Below are 24,855 nucleotides of genomic sequence, written 5' to 3'. Positions count from 1 at the left end.
GACGAAGTGCCAGATCATGGTGGGTTCGTGACGATGCGCACGACAACACTCCAGCGGGTCAAGAAACCGTAAAATCGTCTCTCTTTCTGATTTGCGTTCACATTCGTGACCTATAGAACCCTTGACCGGTCACCCGAACGAGCGGTTCAATCCCGGAAGTACCCCGCTCCCGCTCGGGGGAACCGCCCATGACGAACGTCGCGGCGAAGTGCGCACCCGTTCATATGGCGGACCCTTGGGAGGGGACATGAACAGTCTCGACTGGGTTGTACTGATCGGCTACTTCGGTGTCATGGTCGGCATCGGCCTCTGGTCCCACAAGCGTGTGGACAACGTCAGCGACTTCTTCACCGCGGGCGGCAAGATGCCCTGGTGGCTGTCCGGGATCTCGCACCACATGTCCGGCTACAGCGCGGTGATGTTCACGGGATACGCGGCCATCGCCTACCAATACGGCATCACCTCCTATGTCACCTGGTCCTTCCCCATCGCCATCGGCATCGCGATCGGCGCCAGTCTCTTCGCGCCACGCCTGAACCGGGTGCGCAGCAAACTGAAGGTGGCCTCGCCGCTCGAATATCTGAAGAACCGCTACAACCTGCCCACGCAGCAGGCGCTGGCCTGGTCCGGGGTGCTGCTGAAGATCGTGGACGTGGGTGCCAAGTGGGCGGCCATCGCCACCCTGCTCTCCATCTTCACCGGTGTCTCGCTCAACCAGGGCATCCTGATCACGGGCGCGGTCACCGCCGTCTACTGCACCGTCGGCGGGCTGTGGGCCGACGCGCTCACCGAACTCGGCCAGTTCATCATCCAGTTCGTGGCGGGCATCTCGATGCTGATCGCCGTACTCCACGAGCTGGACGGCTTCAGCACCTTCTGGACCGTCTGGGACGACCTCCCCGACAGCCACCACCAGCCGACCGTCGGCCCGTACACCCTGGTCTTCCTGCTCGCGTACCTCTTCATCAAGACCTTCGAGTACAACGGCGGCATGTGGAACCAGGCGCAGCGCTATATGGCGACCGACAGCGCCCACTCCGCCAAGCGCTCGGCCCGGCTGTCGGCCGTTCTGTGGTTCGTCTGGCCGCTGGTGCTGTTCTTCCCGATGTGGGTCGCACCGCTGATCATCAAGACGGACAAGCCCGCCGACTCGTACGCCGAGATGGCCGAACACCTGCTGCCGCACGGTCTGCTGGGCCTGGTGATCGTCGGCTTCTTCTCGCACACCATGGCGATGTGCTCCTCGGACGCCAACGCGATCGCGGCCGTGGTGACCCGGGACATCATGCCCGCCGTCTTCAAGTCGGTACGGGAATGGTCCTCCCGCACCGGGCTGCTCGCGGCCCGCTACACCACGCTGCTCTTCCTCGCCCTGTCGATGGCCATCGCCACCCAGGTCAACTCGGACTTCTTCGGGGACATCATCACCGTCGTGATCAAGTGGGTCGCCGGGCTCATGGGACCGATCGCGATCCCGCTGATGCTCGGCATGCTGGCCACCTTCCGCAAGTCGGGCCCGACGGCGGCGCTGGTCAGCTGGGCCATGGGTCTGATCGCCTTCTACCTGGTCAACTACCCGATCAACGACGCGATCGACGGAGGCGTGAACCTGGAGTACCAGATCTCCGTCCCGCTCGCGGTCTCGCTCGTGCTCTTCATCGTCGTCGGCTACCTCAAGCCGGAGGACACCCCGGAGCGCGATGCCATCCTCGCCTCGCTCAACTCGGATGACGACGGGCCGGGTTCCGCGAGTGCCGCGCTGTCGGTGCCTAAGGAGGGCGACGACCGCAAGTCGGTCGCGGGCGCCACGGACTGACGCCTTCCGCGCGGCGGCCATGACCCGGGCCGTCGGTCACCGCCCCGTGCGGGGTGACCGGCGGCCCGGTCGCGTCTGGACACAACTGGGCGAGCAGGTCATAAACGGAACGCACTGACAGGGCGGCATTCAGCGAACGTGGCAGTCCAGGCGATCTTTTCTTCACCTGACGTCCACATCCGGAACGTACTATGGTCGGCCGTCCGAGCCCACTTGTCACCGAACGCGCCAACCGCACCGACCGCACCACCCTGGACCCGGCTCGCCCCGCCCCCACCGAGCCGCCGTCCTCAGGGACCCCTCTGGAGCCCCCGTGACCGCCACCCAGACGATCACCGACTCCCGGATCCACCGGGCCCGCGCCCTCGTACTGCGCCGACCGGTCCTGTGCGCGGCGGTCTTCTGCCTGCTCTCCTTCACCGGGTTCTGGATCGCGCAGCGGGCCGCCCAGGTGACGATGGTCGATCTGCTGGTCTATCGCGCCGAGGGATGGACCGTACGCAATGCGATGGATCTGTATGACATGCGGGCGACCGAGCACAATCTCCCCAATACCTATCCGCCGTTCGCGGCGCTGCTCTTCACCCCGCTGACCGTGATGAGCACGGGCGTCCTGCGGACCTTCGGGACGGCCGTCAATCTCGTCCTGATGGTCGCCGTGGCCCATCTCTCGCTGCGGCTGACCGGACTGCCCGCGCGGGTGCCGCGACCGGCCGCGGTCCTGGCCCTGGCCGCCGTCGGGGTGTGGTGCGAGCCGGTGTGGACGACCCTGCGCTACGGGCAGATCAATCTGCTGGTCACGGCGCTGGTGCTGTGGGATCTGACCCGTCGGGCGGGCCACCGCTGGGCGGGGGTCGGGACGGGCGTCGCCACGGGGATCAAGCTCACCCCGGGGCTCTTCGTGGTCTTCCTGGGGCTGGCCGGACTCTTCCTCGGCCTCCGGCGGCTGCGGGCGGGCCGGACGGCCCGGACGGCCCGCAGGCGTGCTGGGCACGACAGCGGCCCGCCGCCACGGCGCTTCCTGAACGACCATCTGCGGCGGGCGGCCGTCGCCACCGCCGCCTTCGTCCTTACGGTCGCGTTCTCGGCCCTGGCGCTGCCGCACGACTCCCGGCGCTTCTGGACCGAGGTCGTCTTCGCGACCGACCGCCCCGGCGATGTCGAGGGCGCGGGCAACCAGAACCTCAAGGGCGCCCTCGCCCGTGTGCTGCACACCCCCGACCCGGGCATGTGGTGGCTCACGGCGGCCGCGCTGGTCGGCCTGGTGGGCCTGGCCACGGCGGTGGCCGCCCAGCTGACCGACGACAGCCGTCTGCCGAACGCCCGCGCCTGGGCCGCCCTGACCTGCGCGGTGACCGCCCTCATGGTCAGCCCGGTCTCCTGGTCGCACCACTGGGTGTGGGCCGTCCCGATGGTCCTGCTGCTCGCGGTGGAGGCGGTGCGGCGGCGCACCGCGGCGTGGACGGCCTGCACGGTGGTGACCGGCCTGCTGTTCTGCTCCTTCATGGTCTGGTACGCGCCCCACAGCCGGCCGGCCCGGGTGGAGCTCCACCAGAACCCCGCCCAGATGCTGCTGACCGCCGTCTATCCGCTGATCGGCGTCGCCTTCCTGGGCGTGGCCGCGTATCTGACCATGCGCGCCGTAAGGCGTCCATGGCGTCCAACGCGCCCCTGGGAGGGCAGCGGGACCCTGGGGCGGCAGCGGACGGACGCGGCGCGGCGGCGGCCGGAGCGGACCTACGCGCGCGGGTAGCGGGTGAGCCAGGCCGGGGAGGAGCTGCCGGGGCCGTGCAGGGCCGGGCCCTGGGTCATCTCCATGGCGAAGTCGTCGGCCAGCTCCAGGATCGTGCCGCGCCCCTCGACCTCCGCCAGCCAGGCGGGCGGCAGCGCCGTCTCGCCGTGCAGCGCGCCCAGCAGATTGCCGCAGATGGCCGCCGTGGAGTCGCTGTCCCCGCCGTGGTTGACCGCGAGCAGCAGCCCATGGCGGACGTCCTCGGCGACCAGCGCGCAGTACAGGCCCATCGCCAGCGCCTCCTCACCGGTCCAGCCCTCGCCGAGCGACGCGACGCGGTCGGGGGTCGGCAGGCCCTGCCGTACGGCGCCGAGGGCGTGCCGCAGCGCGTTCGTGGTCTCCTCGTGGCCGGGGCGGGTGGCCAGATGGGCGAGGGCGCGCTGGACGGCTCCGTCCAGTGCCTCGCCGCGCGCCAGGCCGTGCACGATGAGGGCGAAGGCACCGGCCGAGAGATAGCCGGTGGGGTGGCCGTGGGTCTGGGCCGCGCACTCGATGGCCAGCTGGAAGACCAGCTGCGGCTCCCAGCCGACCAGCAGTCCGAAGGGCGCGGAGCGCATCACGGCGCCGCATCCCTTGGAGTCGGGGTTCTTGGGCCGCTCCAGGGTGCCCATGGTCTCGTCGGCGAGCCCGGTGATACAGGCCCGGCCCGGGGACCGCTGGGCGTACAGCCACTCCTCGCGGGCCAGCCAGCCGGCGTCCTTACGGCGCTCATCGGGGCCCCAGTCGCGCTGGGTGGAGTACCAGCGGCGGTGGGCGGAGTGGATGTCGGTGGGCGGGTGCCAGGCCCCGGTGTCGCGGCGCACCTGTGCCCGTATCAGTCCATCCACGGTGAACAGCGTCATCTGGGTGTCGTCGGTGACCCGTCCGCGGCCGCCATAGGCGGGCAGGAAGTCCGTCACTCCCCCGGGTCCGTGTGCCGCCCTGATCTCGTCCAGGGAGGCGAACTCCACGGCCGCCCCCAGCGCGTCCCCGATGGCCCCGCCGAGCAGACAGCCGCGCACCCGGCTGCGGAAGTCCTGCTGTTCGGCGCGGCCCCATACGCCGGTCGCTGCGCTGGCGGTTGCGGTCACGACCCATGCCTCTTTTCTTCGCTGCGTGAATGGCCCTGAACTGCCTTCGAACTGTAATGGACACCTAATGATCGCCTCTTGGCCGCCGCGGATTGTGAAGGCGTCATCACGGAGAAGACGACGGACGGTCGCATTCCGAGAATGCGAATTCACTCACCGAATGTCGGCCGCGCGCCGAAAGCCCTTATCCGAGCGCCGTCCGGCCGTGCTCCAGGCTCGCCCGGAGCTCGGCGAGCGGCGCACGGAGGGCGGCGAACAGGGTGGGGTCGGCCCCGGGGGTCCGGGCGAGCTCGTCCAGCGCGCCTACGGCGACGTCGACGACCTGCCAGTACGGCCGGGCGGCGGGCAGCTCCGCCACGAGACGCTCCGCTCCGGCCCCGTCCCCGAGGGCGGCCCTGCTGATGATCGGGGCGGCCGCCCGGGCCGCCGCGTCCCATCGGCGGTCGTACTCCTCCAGGCGCGCCTCGAAGGCGATCCACAACCCCCGCGCCTCGCTGAGACCGGCCGCGCGGCTCACCAGCATCGCGTGCTCGAAGGCGATGTCGAGGTCCTGGCCGTCCACGGCCGCCGCCCGCTCGATGTCCGCGGCGGCCTCGGCGTACCGACCCGCCAGGCGGTGGCACCTGGCCCTGGACTCCAGCGCGAGCAGGCCGTCGGGGCTGAGCCCGAGCGACCGGTCCAGATCGGCGAGGGCGGCCTCGTCGTCGCCCAGGCGCAGCCGCAGGGCACCCCGGTTCGCCAGCACCCACGCGCCGTCGGGAGAGGCGGAGGCGGCGGCGTCGAAATCCGCCAGAGCTTCGCCGAGCAGACCGATGTGCTCATACGTCTGCCCCCGGCGGACCAGCGCGAACACATACGACGGCTCGATCTCGATGGCCCGCCCGAAGTCCGCCAGCGCCTCCTGGAAGCGGTCCGTCATCCGGTATGCCTCACCGCGCTCGGCGAGCACGGCCTGGTCCTCGGGGTGGGACGCCAGGCATCGGTCGGCCGCTTCGATCGCCTCCTCGTAACGCTCCAGGTTGCGGAGTGCGTGGACGCGCCCGAACGCGGCGTACTCGGCACCGAGTTCGAGGGCCCGTTCACAGTCCGCGAGTGCCTCCTCGTCCCGCCCCAGGAAGCGGTAGGTCCTGGCCCGCTCCGCGTAGATCCAGGACCATTCGGGAGTGATCTCCACCGCCCGCCCGAAATCCGCCAGCGCTTTCTCGCAGTCCTCCATGGCGTGGTGGACCTGAGCGCGGGTCCCCACGGTCCATGCGCTCTCGTGCAGGTCGAAGGAGCGATTGAGGTCCGCCAGGCTTTCCTCGTACCGTCCGAGAAGGCGGTACGTCTCGCCGCGCCGGGCGAGCGGCCAGGGAAAGTCGGGATCCAGTGCCACGGCGCGGTCGAAGCTCTCCAGCGCCTGCTCGTAAAGCTCCCTGTCGAGGTGCACACTCCCCCGGGCGGCGAGGGCACGCACACAGTCGGGGTCCAGCTCCAGCGCTCGCTCCGCGTCCGCCAGCGCCCCTTCCAGCTCGTTCATGTCCGCGCGGACCATGCCGCGGAGCCCGAGCGCCATGGACACGGCCCGCTGGTCCGACCCGACCTCGTCCAGCAGCCGCGTCGCGTTGTCGACCAGGTCACCCCTCGTGGACTCCGCGAGAAGCCGGTCGCCCCAGGCGGCCACGGACCCGCTGCCGGAATCCCGGCCCGCCTCCACGAGCATCTGCCTCCAGCGGTGCTCCCACGACGCCGACGCGTAGTCGATGTACGCGCACACATACGCGCGCAGCTCCTCGCGCAGGGCTTCCTCCGGCGTCGCGCACAGCCGGTGGTAGGCCTCCTCGAGCCGGTAGTCCAGCCACCGCTCGTGCTCCCACTTCTCGTCGCCCTCCAGGGTCTCCTCGATCTGCCGCTGCCATCGCGCGAACGCCTCGGCCAGCCGGAGGTGACGGGCGCTCCACGCCCGCGGGGACTGGTTGCGCTGGAGCCGCAGCATGGCCGTGCGGACGACCTGGTGGTAGCCGCAGCGGCCGGAGCCGTCGGCCACGAACGGGAGCGAGCGGAGCCAGCCGTAGAGGTCGGCCGCCTCCTCCTCCACCGCGGCCGCGAACACGTCCTCGTCCAGGCGCCGGGGCAGGGCCGCGGCCAGGGCGGCCGAGCGGTGGGTCTCGTCGCTCACCCACTTCAGGAAGCGCTCGACGGCGGTGCCGGAGGGGTCGCCCACGGCCTGGGGGGTGGTGGGCCGGGTCTCGGCCAGCATGGACACCAGCACGGGCAGCCCTCCGGTGAGGCGCAGGACGACCTCGACCACCTGCTCGTCGACCACGCCCTTGGCGGTCAGGAGCTGCCGGGCCTCCGTCTCGGTGAAGGGGACCAGGGGGAGGTCGGCGACGAGGTCGGCGTAGTCGGCCCAGCACCGCGGGGCGAGCGTGCCCTGTCCGGCCAGCGTCACCACCGCGTTGGCCGGGAGCGAGCCGTAGCGGCCCTCGAACATCACATCGCGCAGCCAGAGGTCGAGCAGCGGACCGGTGCGCTCATAGGTGTCGAAGAACCACACCATCCAGGGCACGGACGCGGCCACCTCGCCCACGTCCTTCAGGAACGCGGGGGTGAGGGCGTCCAGAGGCGACATCACCAGGTCCACGTCGTCATGGCTGCGGAGGCGGGCACTGAGCTTGGCCCGCGCGCGGTCGGCGGCCTGGGCGACCCGGTCCGGTTCCGCCGCCCCGGCGAGCGCCCCGACGCCCGGCACCATGCCGAGCCCGATCAGCCCCGCGCGGGCGACGAACGCGCTCGACGCGGACGGCCGGGGCTCGCCCGCCGCCTCCTCCGAAGGCTGCGGCGCGGGCTGCTGCGCCACCGAATCGGCCTCGTGGCGCCGCTGCCGGTAGGTCGCCAGCAGCTTGTCGAAGGACTTCAGCGGATGGCCCGCTTGCGCGAACTGGGCGCTGATGGCCGCCATCACCTCGGGGACGCTGTTCACCGACTCGTCCACGCAGGCGGTGAGCGCCCGGTGCTCCCGCGCGGTGTTCTCGAGCTGCCGCAGCAGCGTCGTCTTGCCCACCCCGGCGTCGCCGCGCACATGGAACAGGAAGTGGTGCGCGGCGTCCTCGGGCGGCACGGTGAAGTTCTCCCGGAACGCGGCCAGCTCCTGCCGCCGCCCCACGAACCGGCGCCGCTGCCGGATCAGCTCACTCATCGTCGGACGCCGCTCTGCCATGGGTGCCCCTTCCCCCGTTTCCCCTGGCAGCGTATCCGCGCGGGGCGCCCGCGAACCGTGCGCCGGGGTCAGTCCCCCAGCACCGGCAGCAGCTCCGGCAGATGGCCGTCCGAGGCGAGGGCGGCGGCCTGGCGGTCCTCGGGGACGGGGCCGTAGGTGGTGGTGCGGGCGCGGGCCGGGCGGCCGGCCAGCTCCGCGATGCCCACCAGGTCCTGGATGGAGCGGTAGGAGCCGTAGGAGGAGCCCGCCATACGGGAGATGGTCTCCTCCATAAGGGTGCCGCCCAGGTCGTTGGCGCCGGAGCGGAGCATCTCGGCGGCGCCCTCCGTGCCCAGCTTCACCCAGCTGGTCTGGATGTTGGGGATGTGGGGGTGGAGCAGGATCCGCGCCATGGCCGTGACGGCACGGTTGTCGCGGGCGGTGGGGCCGGGGCGGGCGATACCGGCGAGGTAGACGGGGGCGTTGGTGTGGATGAAGGGGAGGGTGACGAATTCCGTGAAGCCGCCCGTCTCCTGCTGGATCTCGGCGAGCAGCCGCAGATGGGCCAGCCAGTGGCGGGGCTGGTCCACATGGCCGTACATCATCGTGGACGATGACCGGATGCCCAGCTCATGCGCCGTCTTGACGACCTCGACCCAGGTGGCCGTCGGCAGCTTGCCCTTGGTGAGGACCCAGCGCACCTCGTCGTCCAGGATCTCGGCGGCCGTGCCGGGGATGGTGTCCAGACCCGCCTCGCGCGCCGCCGTCAGCCATTCGCGGATGGACATGCCCGTACGGGTCGCGCCGTTGACGACCTCCATAGGGGAGAAGGCGTGGACATGCATGCCGGGCACGCGCTCCTTGACGGCGCGTGCGATGTCGAAGTAGGCGGTGCCGGGCAGATCCGGGTGGATGCCGCCCTGCATGCAGACCTCCACCGCGCCCACGTCCCACGCCTGCTGGGCGCGGTCGGCGACCTGGTTCAGGGAGAGGGTGTAGGCGTCCGCGTCGGTGCGGCGCTGGGCGAAGGCGCAGAAGCGGCAGCCGGTGTAGCAGACATTGGTGAAGTTGATGTTCCTGGTGACGATGTAGGTGACGTCGTCGCCGACGGTGGCCCGGCGCAGATCGTCGGCGATGCGGCACAGGGCGTCCAGCGCCGGACCCTCGGCGTGGAGCAGGGCCAGCGCCTCGGGGTCGGTCAGCCGGGTCGGGTCGTCGGCCGCCTGGGCCAGCGCGGCCTTGACGTCGGTGTCGACGCGGGACGGTGCCATACCGGGGGCGGCGGCCTCGCGCAGCGCCTCCCAGTCGCCGTAGACCTCGTCGAAGTCCTCACGGCGGTCACCGGTGCGGCCCTCGGTGTCGATGGCGCGGTGCAGATCGGTGCGGCCGGAGGCGCTGAACGCCTCGTCAGGCTCCTGCCAGGGCAGCCCGGCGGGGATCGCGTCCTCGCGGGCCAGGCCGGTCCCGGGGTCGGCGAGGGCGGTCACATGCGGCAGCAGCCGGGGGTCCAGCCAGGGCTCGCCGCACCGGACGTACTCGGGGTAGACCGCGAGCCGTTCGCGCAGCCGGAAGCCGGCGGCCGCGGAGCGCTCGGCCAGCTCGTCCACCTGGGGCCAAGGGCGCTCGGGGTTGACGTGGTCCGGGGTGAGCGGGGAGACGCCGCCCCAGTCGTCGATACCGGCCCCGATGAGCTGCTCGTACTCCGCGTCCACCAGGTTGGGCGGCGCCTGGATGCAGGCGGACGGGCCCAGGATGTGGCGGGCGACGGCGACGGTGGCCACCAGGTCGTCCAGCTCCGCGTCCGGCATCCCGCGCATGGCGGTGTCCGGCTTGGCGCGGAAGTTCTGGACGATGACTTCCTGGATGCCGTGGTACGAGCGGGAGACGCGGCGCAGCGCGAACAGCGACTCGGCCCGCTCCTCATGGTTCTCGCCGATCCCGATCAGCAGCCCGCTGGTGAACGGGACGGAGCTGCGCCCGGCGTCCTCCAGCACCCGCAGCCGCACCGCCGGCTCCTTGTCGGGCGAGCCGTAGTGGGGTCCGCCGGGCTCGCTCCACAGCCGCTCGGCGGTGGTCTCCAGCATCATCCCCATGGAGGGGGCGACCGGCTTGAGCCGCTGGAAGTCGGTCCAGGTCAGCACGCCGGGGTTGAGGTGGGGCAGCAGGCCCGTCTCCTCCAGGATGCGGATGGCCATGGCCCGTACGTACGCGATGGTGTCGTCGTACCCCTCGGCCTCCAGCCATTCGCGCGCCTCGGGCCAGCGGTCCTCGGGGCGGTCGCCGAGCGTGATCAGCGCTTCCTTGCAGCCCATTTCGGCGCCCCGGCGGGCGATGTCCAAGACCTCGTCGGGCGACATGAACATCCCGTGGCCCGCGCGGCGCAGCTTGCCGGGGACGGTCGCGAAGGTGCAGTAGTGACACTTGTCCCGGCACAGCCGGGTGAGCGGGATGAAGACGCTGCGCGAGTAGGTGATGACCCCGGGGCGGCCGGCCGCCTCCAGGCCCGCGTCGCGGACCCGGGCGGCGGAGGCCATCAGCTCCCGCAGGTCGTCACCGCGCGCCTGGAGCAGCACCGCCGCCTCGGCGGTGTCCAGCGCCACGCCGTCGCGGGCGCGCTTGAGCGCACGGCGCATCGCGTTGGCTGTGGGGGCGGCGGAGCCAGTCGGGGCACCCGGTTCGTTTCCCTGCGCGCTCGTGGTCATCCTCCGAGCATACGAGCGGTGTGGGACACCGCCAGACGGCCCGGGCCTGCGGTTTTGTGGGTCTGATCACGGCGGCCGCGGGCAGTGGGCGGGAATACGGCGCGGTGGAACGTGCGGGCTACACCCACTGGGCGCCGACGGCCGCCGCCCGGACCGGACTTGGCGGGTGCGAGGATCGCCGGGGCGGGGTCGTCCGTTCCCTCTCCGCCATGGAGTTATCCACAGGGCTTTCCGCGCGTGTCACCCACGCGTACAACGGTGTCACGCGGGTGTCGGACGGCACTCTCGACTCTGGGGGGCACCTCATGCAGCGACGCGATGTACTCAGGCTCTCCGCGCTTGCGGGCGCGGCGGGTGTGCTGACACTCGATCCCATGACCTTCACCCAGGCCGACGCGGCGGGCACGGCCGACGGTCCTGAGCAGACCAGGACCCTCAGCGGCCATCTGCCCACCGGCGCGGCCGACTTCGTCTACGTACCGGTCAAGGTGCCACGCGGAGTCCGCGAGATCGCCGTGTCGTACTCGTACGACAAGCCGACCGTCCCGGCCGGCACGCAGGGCAACGCCTGCGACATCGGCATCTTCGACGAGCGCGGCACGGAGCTGGGCGGCCCCGGCTTCCGCGGCTGGTCCGGCGGCGCCCGTACGGAGTTCGCCATCAGCGCCGAGGAGGCCACCCCCGGCTATCTGGCGGGTCCGGTCGAGGCGGGCACCTGGCATGTCGTGCTGGGGCCGTACACGGTCGCCCCGCAGGGCCTGGACTACAAGGTCACCGTCACACTGCGGTACGGCGCCCCCGGCACCACCCCGAAGCCGGTGTACCCGCCGCAGCGCGCGAAGGGCCGGGGCCGCGCCTGGTACCGGGGCGACTCACATCTGCACACCGTGCACTCCGACGGCAAGCGCACCCCGGCCGAGCTGGTCGCCGCCGCCCGTGCCGCGGGGCTGGACTTCATCACCACCACCGAGCACAACACCACGTCCGCGCATACCGCGTTCGACGGGCTGTGGGGCGATGACCTGCTGATCCTCACCGGCGAGGAGATCACCACGCGCAATGGCCATGTGGTCGCCCTCGGCACCGACCCCGGCGTCTTCATCGACTGGCGCTACCGCGCCCGGGACAACCGCTTCGGCCAGTTCGCCCGCAAGGTCCGGCAGGCCGGCGGCCTGGTGATCCCGGCCCATCCGCACGGCACCTGCGTCGGCTGCAACTGGAAGTTCGGCTTCAACGAGGCCGACGCGGTCGAGGTGTGGAACGCGGACTTCACCCCGGATGACGAGATCACGATCTCCGAGTGGGACAACACGCTGGTGGCCGCCTCCCGCGGCGACGGCCGCTGGCTGCCCGCCGTCGGCCACAGCGACGCCCACCGCGAGCCCCAGGTCGTCGGCCTGCCCCAGACGGTGGTGCTCGCCGACGACCTCTCCCGCACCGCCATCCAGGAGGGCATCCGGGCCGGCCGCAGCTGGATCGCGGAGTCCTCCAAGATCGACCTCACCTTCGAGGCGGTCGGCGGACGCGGCAAGCACGCCGGAATCGGCGAGCGCCTGAAGGTCGGCGGCGCGGAGGAGGTCACGGTCCGCCTGAAGGTCTCCGGCGCGGGCCCGGACTGCTCGGTGCGGTTCATCACCGACCAGGGCCAGCTCTACGGAACGCCGGTCCCGGCCTCCGGCGAGCTCACCGCCGAATGGCGTACGACGGCGTCCTACGCGGCGTATGTCCGCGCCGAGGTCCGCCACGCCCCGGCGGACGGCGGGGCATCGGGCATACCGGGCCCGATGGCGGCGCTGACGAACCCGATCTGGCTGGGCGAGCGCTGACGGCTTCCTGACCGCGCGGCGCGGCGGGCGGCGTCAGAGGCGGCAGCTGATCTCCATGCCGTCCTCGATGGGGAAGCTGACGTTCTGGTAGCCGTTCGCCGGGTCGCGTACGTAGTCGAGGTACGGCCGCATGGGGCCCTCGAACTGGTCGATGTCGTCGGCCACGACGAGGGCGCCGGGCCGCAGGCTCGGTTCGAGCATCCGCAGCACGGGCAGGCACAGGTCCTTCCAGCCGTCGAGCAGGACCAGCTCCAGGGGACCCTCGAGGTCGGCGAGGGTCTCCCGGGCGTCCCCCTCCAGCACGGTGATCAGGTCGTCCAACCCGGTCTCGGTGAAGGTGCGGCGGGCCGCGGCGATCTTCTCCTTGCTCATCTCCGTGGTGATGACGCGCCCGCTGCCGTTGTCCCGCACGGCGGCGGCCAGATGGAGCGTGGAGATCCCATAGGACATGCCGAACTCGACCACCGTGGCCGGGCGGATGGCGCGCACCAGGTTGTAGAGCAGCTTCCCGCCATCGGCGGAGATCGGCATATAGATCCCGGCCGCGGCGTCGGCGAGCTCCTGCGGGGCCATTTCCAGCGCGCCGGGCGGCAGTTGCGCCTGGGCGGTCTCGTCCTGCTCGGCCAGCTTGAACATGCGGCTGATGGCGGTCTCGACCCGGGGGTCGGCAAGGGTGTGAGTGAGTGTCATGGGCGCTAGAGTAGACGCTACGTTGCGTCTCGTCTAGCGGATACAGAGCTGCCCCTGGTCGAAGGCCAGGGGGCCAGATTTCCCGTCAGCTGGTGCGGCGCGCCGCGCGGACGCGGCGGCCGCCGTCGACCACCAGGTCCGCGCCGGTGATCCAGGACGCCTCGTCCGAGACCAGCCAGCGGACCGCGTGCGCCACGTCCTCCGGTTCGCCGATACGGGCCAGCGGGAGCGTCGCGGCGATCTCCTGTTCGCCGGGCTCCCAGACGAAGCGGGCCATCTCGGTGCGGACCAGGCCCGGGGAGACGGCGTTGACGCGGACGGCGGGGGCCAGTTCCCCGGCGAGCTGGCGGGTGAGGCGGAGGAGGGCCGTCTTGGTGGTGCCGTAGGCGCCGACGTCCGGGCCGACGCCGTGGGTGCCCTCGGTGCAGATGTTGACGACCGCCCCGCCGTGGTCGCGCATCCAGGCCCGCCAGGCCGCCTGGGCCAGCCGCAGCGGGGCCTCCACGTTGACCGTGAAGGCCGTGCGCCAGGCGAGCGGGTCCACGGCCATCAGCGGGCCGAACGGGGCGTTGGTGGCGGCGTTGTTGACCAGGATGTCGAGGCGGCCGAACTCGGCCAGGGTGCGGGCCACCGCCGCCGACAGATGGGCCGGGTCGGCCACGTCCCCCGGGCAGCCGATGGCGCGCGGGCCGAGGCGGCGTACGGCGTCGGCCAGCCCCCTCGGGTCCCGCGCCGTGACGCACACCGCCGCACCGTCCGCCGTCAGCGCCTCCGCGACGGCGAGCCCGATGCCCCGTGAGCCCCCGGTGACCAGGGCTGCCCGCCCGGCGAGGGAGCCCAGTCCGGTGGGTCCGGCGAAGGCGGTGGGTCCGGCGGAGGCGGTGGGTCCAGTGGAGGCGGTGGGTCCGCCATGTCCGGTGCCGGGTCCGGCGAGCCCATCAGACCCACCACGCCCGCCGTCCCCGACAGCAGCGTTCACCGCGGCCTCAGCCCCTCGTGCTCACCGTCTCCGTGTCGCGGCCCGACCGGAGAACCTTCCCCGGCACCGCGCCGGTGATCTCGTCGTCCCGGATGGTCTCCGTGCCACCCACCCGGACGCTCACGATCCCCGTCGCGCGCGAGTCCAGCCGGGGGCTCTCGCCTGGCAGGTCATGGACCAGCCGCGCCTGGCCCGCGTCGATCCGGTCGGGGTCGAAGAGGACCAGGTCGGCGTGGTAGCCCTCGGCGATCCGGCCGCGCCTCCGCAGCCCGAGCAGCCGCGCCGGATCGTCCGTCAGCATCCGTACCGCACGCTCCAGGCCGACCAGCTTCCGTCCGCGCAGACAGTCGCCGATGAACCGGGTGGTGTACGGGGCGCCGCACATCCGGTCCAGATGGGCCCCGGCGTCGGAGCCGCCGAGCATGACGTCCTCGTGCTCCCAGGTCTGCCGCCGCAGGCTCCAGCTGGCCGGGTCGTTGTCGGTCGGCATCGGCCACAGCACCGTACGCATCTCGTCGGCCGCGCAGATCTCCACCAGGCAGTGGAACGCCTCCTGTCCGCGCTCGGCGGCGATGTCGCGGACGACGCGCCCGGTCAGCCCGGCGTTGGCCTCGCTGTAGGTGTCGCCGATGACATAACGACCGAAGTGGGTGAGCCGCCGGAAGACCCCGGCCTCGGGGCTGCTCGCGCGGCGCAGCATCTCCTCCCGTACGGCCGGGTCGCGGAGGGCCGCGATCCGTTCCGGGATGGGCAGCCCCAGGATGTCGCCCCAGCCCGGGATGAGGTTGAGCGCGCAGAAGGTGCCGAGCGACATGTTCATGGGGGTGAGGATCGGCATCGTGAGGGCGACGATCCTGCCGCCCGCCTTACGGGCGCGTTCACTGGCCTGGAGCTGGCGCGGCACCCGCTCGGGGACGGCCGCGTCGATGGTCAGCACGTTCCAGTTGAGCGGGCGGCCGGCGGCCGCGCTCATGTCCACCAGCAGCTCGATCTCCTCGTCGGCGAACTGGTCCAGACAGCCCGCCACGATCGCCTCGATCTGCGTCCCCTCGTGGTCGCCGACGGCCCGGGAGAGCGCCAGGAGCTCCTCGGGCCGGGCATGGCGGGAGGCGACCGGCTGCCCGTCCCCGTCCGAGTGGGTGGATGACTGGGTGGTGGACAGCCCCCACGCCCCCGCGTCCATCGCCTCGTGGAAGAGCCGCAGCATCTCCTCCAGCTGCGCGGGGCTGGGCTGTCCGCCGATCGCGTCCTCGCCCATCACATGGCGGCGCAGTGCGCAGTGCCCCACCATGAAGCCCGCGTTGACGGCGATCCGGCCCTCCAGCGCGTCCAGGTACTCGCCGAAGCCGTGCCAGTTCCAGGGCGCGCCCTGCTCCAGCGCCACCAGCGACATGCCCTCGACCCGGCTCATCATCCGCCGGGTGTAGTCGGCGTCGCCGGGCCGGTCGGGGTTGAGCGGGGCGAGGGTGAAACCGCAGTTGCCGCCGGCCACGGTGGTCACGCCGTGGTTCATGGACGGGGTGGCGTACGGATCCCAGAACAGCTGCGCGTCGTAGTGGGTGTGCGGGTCGACGAATCCGGGCGCGAGGACGAGCCCGGTGGCGTCCTCGGTGGACCGGGCCGGTTCGGTGACGGCCCCGGGCTCGGCGATGGCCACGATCCGGCCGTCCCGGATGCCGACGTCGGCGACGTATGAGGGCGCGCCGGTGCCGTCCGCCACGGTGGCGCCCTTGATCAGGTGGTCGAGCACGGGTTCAGGTCCCTTCTCGCGGCTGCGGCTGGTGTTTGTGGCCTGCGGTCTGTGATCTGTGGTCTGTGGTCTGTGGCTACTGAGTGACGGCCTGTGCGACTACTGCGTGACGGCTTGGCGGAACCGGGTCGTACGGTGCACCGGATCGGTGTCGATCTTCGGGATGACGTGTTCGCCGATGAGCTTGATCGTGTTCATCGTGTCCTCGTAGCCGATCCCGATCGGCAGCCCGAACGACAGCTGGTCCGCCCCGGCCTGCTCCCACCGCTTGCACTGGCGGAAGACCTCGTCCGGGTCGCCGCAGATCATCAGCTCCTCGGCGATGAGGAGTTCGATGATCTCCTCGGTGTACTCCGGCAGCAGTTCGGGCCACTGCGGGATGCCCTCCGGGCGGGGGAAGGTGTCGTGGTAACGGAAGAGCAGCGACTGGAGGTAGTTGAGCCCCCCGCCGAGCGCGACCTCGACGGCCTTGGCGTGGGTCTCGGCGCAGATCGCGGTCGAGGTGACCATCACGTTGTCGTTGACGAAACCGCCGACCGGCTCGGCCTCCTTGATCGCGTTCTTGTAGGAGTCGAGGACCCATTCCATGTCGGAGACCTTCTGGATGGAGAAGCCGAGCACGCCGAGGCCCTTCTTGCCCGCCATCGCGTACGAGGGCGGCGATCCGGCCGCGTACCACATCGCCGGGTGGGCGCCCCCGTACGGCTTGGGCAGCACCTTGCGCGGCGGCAGCGACCAGTGCTTGCCGGTGAAGCCCTGGTACTCGTCCTGGAGCCACATCTTGGGGAACTCGGCGATCGTCTCTTCCCAGATCTCCTTGGTGGCGTTCATATCGGTCACGCCCGGCAGGAAGCCGAGGATCTCGTGGCTGCCCGCGCCCCGGCCCGAGCCGAACTCGAACCGGCCGCCGGAGAGATGGTCGAGCATCGCGACCTTCTCGGCCACCTTCACCGGGTGGTTGACCTGCGGCAACGGATTGAAGATGCCGGAGCCGAGGTGGATGCGCTCGGTGGCGTGGGCGAGATAGCCGAGGAAGACGTCGTTCGCGGAGAGGTGGGAGTACTCGTCCAGGAAGTGGTGCTCGGAGGCCCATACGTACTTGAAGCCCGACCGGTCGGCCTGGATGACGTACTCGGTCTCCTCGACGAGCGCGTGGTGCTCGGCCTCGGGGTCGGTTCGGCGTCGGCTCTCGGGGACGTAGCCCTGCACGAAGAGTCCGAATTCCATGGAGGTTCACCGCCTCAGACGAACGTCCATCTGACGGATCGTCAGATTTTGATTGACTCTGGCACCGCGGGCACGGACCGTCAAGGGCCGGAGCCGGGCCGCGCGGGGCCGGAGGGCCTACGGGGCTGCCCGGCGGGCCTTTCCCCTCCCCGCCCCTTCCCGCTACCAGGGGCTCCGCCCCTGGACCCCAAGGAGTCAACGGGTCGGCCGTTGCCGCCACGCACACCCGCACCCGCAGGCTGACCGCGGCTGGCATACCGACTACCGCGGATTGCCGGGCGGAGGCCCGCGCGCATCCGGGCCCTCCGGCCCGCGTGCGGGGCGGAGCCCCGGCTCCGCCTAGCCCCTGACCCCCGGGGCCGACGAACCGACCGTCGCGCCGCGAACACCCGCACCCGCAGGCTGACCGCCGTCGGCATACCGACTACCGCGGATTCCCAGGCGGACGCCCCGCGCACATCCGGGCCCTCCGGCCCGCGTCCGGGGCGGAGCCCGGCTTCCGCTTCGCTCCTGGCCTCCCGGGGGGCGACGAGCCGATCGTCGCTGCCATCAGCTGACCAGCTGGGGGCTGGGGCGGGGAGGGGAGGGACCCGTCGCAGGCCCACGATCCGCCGGGACTCGCCCTAGAAGACCGAGACGCCGGTCAGCCAGCCGCCGTCGACGACGATCGGCTGGCCGGTGACGTACGAGGAGTCCTCCGAGGACAGGAAGAGCGCCAGCCGCGCCACCTCCTCCGGGCGACCGATCCGGCCCAGCGGGACCAGCTTCCGGTAGAGCTCGTCGACCGCCGCCGTCGCCTCCGCGCTGTCGGCTTCCGGGTCGAGCTGGGCCGGGTTGGTCATGGGGGTGTCAACCGCGCCCGGGCACATCGCGTTGACCCGGATGCCCTTGTCCGCGAGCTCCATCGCGGCCACCCGAGTCATCCCCACCACCGCCGCCTTCGTCGCGGCGTACGCGGTGAGCAGGGGCATCCCGGACAGGGCGACGTACGAGGCGGTGTTCACGATCGTTCCGCCGCCCGCCGCCGCCAGTTCCGGCGCGACCGTCCGCATCCCCAGGAACGTGCCGACCTGGTTGACCTGGACCACCTCCAGGTACTCCGCCAGCGGGGTGCCCACCAGCTCGTTGAAGCGGAGGATCCCGGCGTTGTTGACCAGGCCGTCCACCGAGCCGAAGGCGTCCTTCGCGGCGGCGACGGCGGCGGTCCAGTCGTCCTCGCGCCCCACGTCCAGATGGACGAAGCGGGCGCCCTCCCCCAGCTCCTTGGCCAGCGCCTCGCCCGGCTCGTCCAGTACGTCGCCGAGGACCACGCGCGCGCCCTCGGCCGCGAACAGCCGCGCCTCCTGCTCACCCTGTCCGCGCGCCGCCCCGGTGATGATGACGACCCGCCCGTCCAGCTTGCCCATTCCGATCTCCCTAGTCATCACTAGTCATCGCTAGTCATCGAGGTGCGGAGCGACATCGGCGGCGAAGGCCGCCATCTGGTCGGTCAGTTCGGTGTGGTCCCGGCAGCGGAACCGCACCTGGATCTGGTCCACCCCCATCGCGGCGTACGCGCGCAGGCTCTCGGCCAGCCGTTGCGGCGCGCCGGTCAGGGTCCGGCGCCCCACGTCCCAGCCGGGCTCGCCCACGTACAGCGGCTCGGTGATCGCGCCGATCTCGGCGGGCTCCTCACAGTCGCGATCGTGCTGGGCCGCTTCCTTCCGCAGCTCGCGCAGCCGGGCGATCTGGCCGGGCAGCCGGTCCCGTGGATCGCCCTGCGGCAGCCAGCCGTCGCCCCGGACCGCCGCCCGGCGCACCGCCGCGGGCGAGGAGCCGCCGACCCACAGCGGCGGCCGCGGCGTCTGGAGGGGGCGGGGGGCCTGCCCGAGGCCGCTGAAGGCGAACCGCTCACCGCGGAAGTCGGGGAACTCCTCCGGCCCCAGCGCCGCCTTCAGCGCGTCGACCGTCTCGTCCAGCAGCGCCCCGCGCCGGGCGAAGTCCACCCCCAGCGCCTCGAACTCCTCCCGGACGTGCCCGGCCCCGACCCCGAGGATCAGCCGGCCGCCGGAGAGGTGGTCGAGCGTGGCGTACTGCTTGGCGGTCAGCAGCGGATGGCGCAGCGCGGCGACCGCCACATGGCTGAGCAGCCACACCCGCTCGGTGGCCGCGGCGAGCCAGCCGAGGGTGGCCACCGGGTCGTACCAGACGGTGCCCATGGCCGCGGCCAGCCGCCGCGGGATCGCGACGTGGTCGCAGACGGCGAGGTACGCGAAGCCGAGCCGGTCGGCGGCGCGGGCGATCTCGAGCAGTTCGGCCGGGCCCGCCCCGGCCTCCCACGGCTCGGCGTAGAGGGTGGACTGCGACTGGATCGGCAGCTGCATGCCGTAGCTCAACCGGCCCCGGGGCAGGACGCGCATGCCGGGCCTCCTTGTCGGTGGACCGTCATCGTCGTATCTGACGCCGGACATCGTCGTATCTGACGGTCCATCAGACAAGGGGTACGGCAGTCTCGTCCCGCCGCGCAACGCTTTGCTAGCGTACGGACGTTCGGACCTCGGGGCCCACGCCCGCATCCCCGCCCAGGGGCCGGCACGGGGCACAGGCAAGGAGGCACCGCACGGGCACCGCACGAGGCACGGCACGGGGCGCAGCAAGAGGAACGGCGAGGGGGCACGGCAAGGGGCACTCAGAGGGGCACGTGATGATCGAGACGGTCTTCCGCTGCGAGGATCTGCCCAGAGCGGATCGGTTCGACTTCTGGCGCGAGCAGATGGCACAGCTCATGGCGCCGATGGAGATGACCAGCGACTACACCCGGGACTTCCGGGGCGAGGTGCGCATCCTCCAGTTCGGCGCCGCCTCCGTGTGGCCCACGAAGTTCCGTGAGATGGACTTCCGGCGGACGCCCAAGCTCATCCGGCAGTCCGACCCCGAGCTGTACCACTTCTCGTTCATCCAGGGGGGAAACCTCCAGGTCTCCCAGTCCCGCCAGGAGGCCGCGCACCGGGCGGAGGGCCTCTATGTCGTCGACACCTCACGGCCCTTCGACTGTCTGGCCTTCGGCGGCCCTCCCGCAGGCGTGGGCCTGGAGATCCCCAAGGCCCTGATCCCGGTCCCCCACGACCGGATCGACCGGCTGCTCGCCCGGCCCATCCCGGCGCGCGAAGGGGTGGGCGCCCTGCTGACGGGGTTCCTCACCCGGCTCGCGGCGGACCGCTCCTTACGCCCCTCCGACGGACCGCGCCTGGGCACCGTGCTGATCGACCTGGCGGCGGCGCTGCTCGCCCAGGCCGTCGAGGCCGACGACGCGCTGCCGCCCGAGACCCACCGGCACACCCTCGCCCTGCGGGTGCAGAACTTCATCCTGCGGAACCTGTCCGACCCGGAGCTGTCACCGGCCACCATCGCCGCCGCGCACCACATCTCCGTCGGCCATCTGCACCGCCTCTTCCGGGCCCGCGACACCACGGTCTCCGCGTGGATCCGGCAGCAGCGGCTGGACCGCGTCCGGCGCGACCTCACCGACCCCGGCCTGCTCACGGTCCGCATCCATGAGCTCGCCGCCCGCTGGGGCTTCGCCCACCCCGCCGTCTTCAGCCGCGCCTTCCGGGCCGCGTACGGGATGCCGCCCAGCGACTACCGCCATCTGGCGCTGGTGTCCCATCCGCTTGTGTCCCGCGCGCCGGGCGCTACCCCGCGACGCCCGGTGCGCAGAGACACCCGGCCCTCCGCGCCGCCCACGGCCCCTGTCACGTCGTAGGGGGTGGGTGACGGCGTGGGGAGGCGGGAGGGCCGATATGCCCCACAGCCTGCCGGAGGGTCCGGGGGTTGTCATTGACCGGCAGTGACCGCTTTCTTGCTCCTCCGTGACCATGGCGGCGGCGATGAAATCATCGCGCTACGCCCCCGCCCAGAGCCCGTCCGCCGTGAGCCCCAGCAGCTCGATCGCGTTGCCGCGCACGATCCGGTCCACGACGTCCGGCGCCAGATGCCCCATCTGCGCCTCGCCGACCTCCCGCGACTTGGGCCAGGTGGAGTCCGAGTGCGGATAGTCCGTCTCGTACAGCACGTTGCCGACCCCGATGGCGTCGAGGTTGCGCAGCCCGAAGGCGTCGTCGAAGAAGCAGCCGTAGACATGCTCGGCGAACAGCTCGGACGGCGGGCGCAGCACCTTGTCGGCCACTCCGCCCCAGCCCCGGTTCTCCTCCCACACCACATCGGCGCGCTCGAGGATGTAGGGGATCCAGCCGATCTGGCCCTCGGCGTACATCACCTTGAGGTTCGGGAAGCGCTCGAACTTCCCGCTCATCAGCCAGTCGACCATCGAGAAGCAGCAGTTGGCGAAGGTGATCGTGGAGCCGACCGCGGGGGGCGCGTCCGCGGAGGTCGAGGGCATCCGGGAGGAGGAGCCGATGTGCATCGCGATGACCGTGCCGGTCTCGTCGCACGCGGCGAGGAAGGGGTCCCAGTCGTCGGTGTGGATGGACGGCAGCCCCAGGTTCGGCGGGATCTCCGAGAAGCAGACGGCACGCACGCCACGGGCCGCGTTCCGCCGCACCTCGGCGGCGGCCAGCTCGGCGTCCCACAGCGGGATGATGATCAGCGGGATCAGCCTGCCCCGGGCCTCGGGCCCGCACCACTCCTCCACCATCCAGTCGTTGTACGCCCGGACGCCGAGCAGCCCCAGCTCGCGGTCGGCGGCCTCGGTGAAGGTCTGCCCGCAGAAGCGGGGGAAGGTCGGGAAGCAGAGCGCGGACTGGACGTGGTTGACGTCCATGTCCGCGAGCCGGTCCGGCACCGAGAAGGAGCCGGGCCGCATCTGTTCGTAGGTGATGGCCTCCAGCTTGACCTCGTCCCGGTCGTAGCCGACGGCGGTGTCCAGCCGGGTCAGCGGACGGTGCAGCTCCTCGTACACCCACCAGTCCGCGAGCGGCCCGTCGTCCCCGGGCGCGCCCATCTTCGGGGCGAACTTGCCGCCGATGAAGGTCATCTCCTTCAGCGGCGCCCGGACGATGCGCGGCCCGCTGTCGCGGTACTTCGACGGGAGCCGGTCCCGCCAGACGTGAGGGGGCTCAACCGTGTGGTCGTCCACCGAGATTATCTTCGGGAAGCTCTCCATGACTGCACGGTAGCGCTGATCTGACGGATCGTCAGCTACGCGGGCGTCTCCTGCGATGTTCGATGGATGCCCCGGACACGTCGCACTCTTTACTGACGTACGAGCCGCGGGCACGGCAGACTGGCCGTACAGCGAGGAAGCACGTGCGGGGGGCACCATGGCCGACGACGAGCGCCTGGGGCGGCAGGAAGGTTCCACCGGTTCCGTACCGGACCGGTCCTGGCACGGTGAAGAGGCGAGCCTGGCCCTCGGCGAGGACCCGGACTCCGCCCTCGGCCGGGCACGGCTCGAACTGGAGCTGGAGGGCGGCTACCGCGCCGATGTCGTCCGCGAGCTCCGGCCGCACGTCCCCGCGCGGCCCGCCCCCGCGCTCTCCCGGCCCACCGCCGCCAACCGCCCGCGGCACCCCACGGCCGACACCACCGTCGTGCGCCCCGCGCAACTGCCCGCGGCGGTGGCGGACTTCACCGGCCGCGACGACCTCGTACGGGAGCTGAACGACCGGCTCGCGACCTCCGCCGGCCGGCCGGCCGCCATCGCGATCGCCGGAATCGGAGGCATCGGCAAGACCGCCCTGGCCGTCCATCTCGCGCACACCGCCCGCCACCGCTTCCCCGACGGCCAGCTCTACGCCGACCTCGGCGGCGCCGGTTCCTCCCCCGCCGACCCCGAGACCGTGCTCGGCGCCTTCCTGCGCTCACTCGGCACCTCCGACGCCGCCATTCCGGACGGCACCGAGGAGCGCGCCGCGCTCTACCGCGCATGCCTCGAGGGCCGCCGTGTCCTCGTTCTCCTGGACAACGCCCGCGACGCCGCCCAGGTCCGGCCACTGCTCCCCGACGACGGCGCGCCGGACTGCGTCGCGCTGATCACCAGTCGTACCCATATGTCCGACCTGGACCGCGCCCACCCGGTCGACCTGGACGCGATGAGCCCCCCGGAGGCGTTCGCCCTCTTCGCGCTGATCGTGGGCCAGGAGCGGGCGGCCCTGGAACGTGCCGAGGTCATGGACGTGGTGGCGTCCTGCTCCTACCTGCCGCTCGCGATCCGCATAGCGGCCTCCCGGCTCGCCTCCCGCCGCACCTGGACCGTCTCCGTTCTCGCCCGCAAACTCGCCGACGAGCGCCGGCGGCTGGACGAGCTGCGGGCCGGGGACCTCGCGGTCAAGGCGACCTTCGAACTCGGCTACGGACAGCTCGACCCGGCTCAGGCCCGCGCCTTCCGGCTGCTGGGCCTGGCCGGCGGCCCGGACATCTCCCTGTCGGCCGCGGGCGCGGTGCTCGGTCTCGACGCCACGGAGACCGGCCGGCTCCTCACCTCCCTCGTGGACATCTCGCTGCTGGAGTCCGCCGTACCGGGGCGCTACCGCTTCCATGACCTCGTACGGCTCTACGCACGGGCATGCGCGGAGCGGGAGCGGCGGGCGGCGGCGGAGCGCGAGGAGGCGCTGTCCCGGCTCCTGGACTTCTACCTGGCCACGGCGGCGCGGGTGTACGCCCTGGAGCGGCCCGGGGACCGCATGGTCGAGCACCTGGAGCCCACCGGCCACCCCGGACTGCTCTTCGAGACCTCGAAAGCCGCCCTGGACTGGCTCTTCGCGGAGGCCGACTGCCTGCTCGCCTGTGTGCCCAAGTGCACCGGGGAGAGCACCCGCCGCCGCGCCGGGGACCTGCTGCTGGGCGCGCTGGACCTCGCCGAGTCCGGCGCCCGGCCGCGGCAGTACGAGACGGTGGCGCAGGTGGTCTGCGACGCCGCCCACACCGCCGGGGACCCCCGTACCGAGGCCCGCGCCCGCTCGGCACTGGGCCATCTGTACAGCTTCACTGGCCGGTACGGCCACGCCGAGCGGGAGCTGCGCCGCGCGCTGGAGCTGGACGGCGACGATCCGGTGGTCGCCAGCCGCGCCTCCAATCAGCTCGGCATCGTGGCCAACGGGCTGGGGCGGCACGAAGACGCCGAGAGGTACCTCGGGCAGGCGCTCGAGGCGTTCCGCGCCGACGCCAACGAGGCGGGTGAGGCGAGCGCCCTGGCCAATCTCTCCCGGCTGCACGTGAGCCGGGGCCGCACCCGGACCGGTGTGGAGCTGGCCGAGCAGGGGCTCGCCATCTACCGCAGGCTCGGCGCCCCCCTGCGGCTCGCCAACGGGATGTACACCGTCGGCATCGCGCTGACGCGCGCCCACCGGCTGGAGGAGGCGTCCGTCCACCTCACCGAAGCGCTCGATCTCTTTCGCGAAGCCCGTCAGCCACTGTGGGAGGGCATGGCACATTTCCGGCTGGCCGAAATGCATCTGGCCGCGCAGCGCCCCTCAGAAGCGGTGGCACATGCCGAACAGTCCCTCGCGCTGGGCGGTCTCGGCGGCGAGTGGCGGCGCTTCTCCTTTCTCACCGTTCTGACGAAGGCCCTGATGGCGGCCGGGCAGCGAACCCGGGCCCAGGACTGCTGGCGGCAGGCGCGGGCTCTCAGGGAACGGCTGGGCTCACCCGAACCCGAGGAGGTACGGCAGCTGCTGTCCACATCGGCACCGGATCTCCCGGCGGCCACGGATCCGTATACCGGCCATCGCGACGCGTATGGAGTCGGCCCTCCGGTGACCGAAAGCGACCCATGGACCTGACGGTGCGTCGGTATTCCGGGGGCTGTGAAGTGTGGCAGGCCTTGTGGAGAGGTCCGGCCCCTACTGACGTGAGGGGTATCGGCAAGGCAAACTGGCCCGTGCAACTG

Annotated in this window: 15 protein-coding genes; 5 read left to right on the top strand and 10 right to left on the bottom strand. The window is 71.8% G+C overall.

The window, feature by feature from the left end; translation table 11 throughout:
- The first annotated feature begins 247 nt into the window (after positions 1-247).
- Together ACJX2R_RS30900 and ACJX2R_RS30895 are read left to right on the top strand one after the other, a co-directional pair.
- On the top strand, positions 248-1,816 hold the full coding sequence (locus ACJX2R_RS30900; RefSeq protein WP_413102789.1) for a sodium:solute symporter family protein: 1,569 nt from the start codon (positions 248-250) through the stop codon (positions 1,814-1,816).
- Between the two features lie 313 nt (positions 1,817-2,129).
- On the top strand, positions 2,130-3,569 hold the full coding sequence (locus ACJX2R_RS30895) for a glycosyltransferase 87 family protein (RefSeq protein ID WP_413102788.1): 1,440 nt from the start codon (positions 2,130-2,132) through the stop codon (positions 3,567-3,569).
- Here ACJX2R_RS30895 and ACJX2R_RS30890 read toward each other — a convergent pair.
- The 3 genes from ACJX2R_RS30890 to ACJX2R_RS30880 all read right to left on the bottom strand — a co-directional run bounded on the left by ACJX2R_RS30890 (position 3,554) and on the right by ACJX2R_RS30880 (position 10,558).
- On the bottom strand, positions 3,554-4,678 hold the full coding sequence (locus tag ACJX2R_RS30890) for an ADP-ribosylglycohydrolase family protein (RefSeq protein ID WP_262700417.1): 1,125 nt from the start codon (positions 4,676-4,678) through the stop codon (positions 3,554-3,556). The two genes, ACJX2R_RS30895 and ACJX2R_RS30890, sit on opposite strands and share 16 nt — an antisense overlap.
- A gap of 184 nt (positions 4,679-4,862) precedes the next feature.
- The gene (locus tag ACJX2R_RS30885; protein WP_413102787.1) at positions 4,863-7,877 is read right to left on the bottom strand and encodes a tetratricopeptide repeat protein; all 3,015 of its coding nucleotides are present in this window, start codon (positions 7,875-7,877) and stop codon (positions 4,863-4,865) included.
- Between the two features lie 68 nt (positions 7,878-7,945).
- Entirely contained in the window at positions 7,946-10,558 is a 2,613-nt protein-coding gene (locus ACJX2R_RS30880; RefSeq protein WP_413102786.1) for a bifunctional FO biosynthesis protein CofGH, read from the bottom strand.
- A gap of 305 nt (positions 10,559-10,863) precedes the next feature.
- Here ACJX2R_RS30880 and ACJX2R_RS30875 point away from each other — a divergent pair, with 305 nt between their 5' ends.
- Positions 10,864-12,384: a CehA/McbA family metallohydrolase gene (locus tag ACJX2R_RS30875; protein ID WP_413102785.1), complete on the top strand. Its 1,521-nt coding sequence runs from the start codon at positions 10,864-10,866 to the stop codon at positions 12,382-12,384.
- Positions 12,385-12,417: 33 nt separating this feature from the next.
- Here the strand turns inward: ACJX2R_RS30875 and ACJX2R_RS30870 are convergent, their stop codons facing one another.
- The 6 genes from ACJX2R_RS30870 to ACJX2R_RS30845 form a co-directional block, all read right to left on the bottom strand.
- Positions 12,418-13,074 (bottom strand): O-methyltransferase, encoded by a 657-nt coding sequence (locus ACJX2R_RS30870; protein ID WP_413102784.1) that lies wholly within the window; start codon positions 13,072-13,074, stop codon positions 12,418-12,420.
- Positions 13,075-13,159: 85 nt separating this feature from the next.
- Positions 13,160-13,915 carry an SDR family oxidoreductase gene (locus tag ACJX2R_RS30865; protein ID WP_413105980.1) on the bottom strand — a complete coding sequence of 252 codons (756 nt, stop codon included), beginning with the start codon at positions 13,913-13,915 and terminating at the stop codon, positions 13,160-13,162.
- Positions 13,916-14,060: 145 nt separating this feature from the next.
- Positions 14,061-15,803, bottom strand: a complete 1,743-nt coding sequence (locus ACJX2R_RS30860; RefSeq protein WP_413102783.1) for an N-acyl-D-amino-acid deacylase family protein — start codon at positions 15,801-15,803, stop codon at positions 14,061-14,063.
- A gap of 99 nt (positions 15,804-15,902) precedes the next feature.
- Positions 15,903-17,030 carry an LLM class flavin-dependent oxidoreductase gene (locus ACJX2R_RS30855; RefSeq protein WP_413102782.1) on the bottom strand — a complete coding sequence of 376 codons (1,128 nt, stop codon included), beginning with the start codon at positions 17,028-17,030 and terminating at the stop codon, positions 15,903-15,905.
- A 623-nt stretch (positions 17,031-17,653) separates the two neighbouring features.
- Positions 17,654-18,436 carry an SDR family NAD(P)-dependent oxidoreductase gene (locus ACJX2R_RS30850; RefSeq protein ID WP_413105979.1) on the bottom strand — a complete coding sequence of 261 codons (783 nt, stop codon included), beginning with the start codon at positions 18,434-18,436 and terminating at the stop codon, positions 17,654-17,656.
- A 30-nt stretch (positions 18,437-18,466) separates the two neighbouring features.
- Complete coding sequence (locus ACJX2R_RS30845; RefSeq protein WP_413102781.1) at positions 18,467-19,429, bottom strand: LLM class F420-dependent oxidoreductase; 963 nt, start codon at positions 19,427-19,429, stop codon at positions 18,467-18,469.
- Positions 19,430-19,713: 284 nt separating this feature from the next.
- Here ACJX2R_RS30845 and ACJX2R_RS30840 point away from each other — a divergent pair, with 284 nt between their 5' ends.
- Positions 19,714-20,772 (top strand): AraC family transcriptional regulator, encoded by a 1,059-nt coding sequence (locus ACJX2R_RS30840; protein ID WP_413102780.1) that lies wholly within the window; start codon positions 19,714-19,716, stop codon positions 20,770-20,772.
- Between the two features lie 138 nt (positions 20,773-20,910).
- Here ACJX2R_RS30840 and ACJX2R_RS30835 read toward each other — a convergent pair whose 3' ends face one another.
- Positions 20,911-22,131, bottom strand: a complete 1,221-nt coding sequence (locus ACJX2R_RS30835) for an amidohydrolase family protein (RefSeq protein WP_413102779.1) — start codon at positions 22,129-22,131, stop codon at positions 20,911-20,913.
- A gap of 157 nt (positions 22,132-22,288) precedes the next feature.
- Between ACJX2R_RS30835 and ACJX2R_RS30830 the strand changes: the two genes are divergently transcribed.
- Complete coding sequence (locus ACJX2R_RS30830) at positions 22,289-24,748, top strand: ATP-binding protein (RefSeq protein WP_413102778.1); 2,460 nt, start codon at positions 22,289-22,291, stop codon at positions 24,746-24,748.
- Positions 24,749-24,855: the final 107 nt, after the last annotated feature.

Origin of the sequence: Streptomyces sp. Inha503 (assembly GCF_047215865.1) — a bacterium.
Lineage (GTDB): Bacteria > Actinomycetota > Actinomycetes > Streptomycetales > Streptomycetaceae > Streptomyces > Streptomyces lycopersici.
Note: the sequence above shows the minus strand (reverse complement) of the source record. Positions and strands in the feature narration are given on the sequence as shown.

Coding starts and splice junctions, on each gene's coding strand:
- ACJX2R_RS30900 (WP_413102789.1), top strand. CDS start 248: ATGAACAGTCTCGACTGGGTTGTACTGATCGGCTACTTCGGTGTCATG.
- ACJX2R_RS30885 (WP_413102787.1), bottom strand. CDS start 7,877: ATGGCAGAGCGGCGTCCGACGATGAGTGAGCTGATCCGGCAGCGGCGC.
- ACJX2R_RS30880 (WP_413102786.1), bottom strand. CDS start 10,558: ATGACCACGAGCGCGCAGGGAAACGAACCGGGTGCCCCGACTGGCTCC.
- ACJX2R_RS30875 (WP_413102785.1), top strand. CDS start 10,864: ATGCAGCGACGCGATGTACTCAGGCTCTCCGCGCTTGCGGGCGCGGCG.
- ACJX2R_RS30870 (WP_413102784.1), bottom strand. CDS start 13,074: ATGACACTCACTCACACCCTTGCCGACCCCCGGGTCGAGACCGCCATC.
- ACJX2R_RS30855 (WP_413102782.1), bottom strand. CDS start 17,030: ATGGAATTCGGACTCTTCGTGCAGGGCTACGTCCCCGAGAGCCGACGC.
- ACJX2R_RS30850 (WP_413105979.1), bottom strand. CDS start 18,436: ATGGGCAAGCTGGACGGGCGGGTCGTCATCATCACCGGGGCGGCGCGC.
- ACJX2R_RS30845 (WP_413102781.1), bottom strand. CDS start 19,429: ATGCGCGTCCTGCCCCGGGGCCGGTTGAGCTACGGCATGCAGCTGCCG.
- ACJX2R_RS30840 (WP_413102780.1), top strand. CDS start 19,714: ATGATCGAGACGGTCTTCCGCTGCGAGGATCTGCCCAGAGCGGATCGG.
- ACJX2R_RS30835 (WP_413102779.1), bottom strand. CDS start 22,131: ATGGAGAGCTTCCCGAAGATAATCTCGGTGGACGACCACACGGTTGAG.
- ACJX2R_RS30830 (WP_413102778.1), top strand. CDS start 22,289: ATGGCCGACGACGAGCGCCTGGGGCGGCAGGAAGGTTCCACCGGTTCC.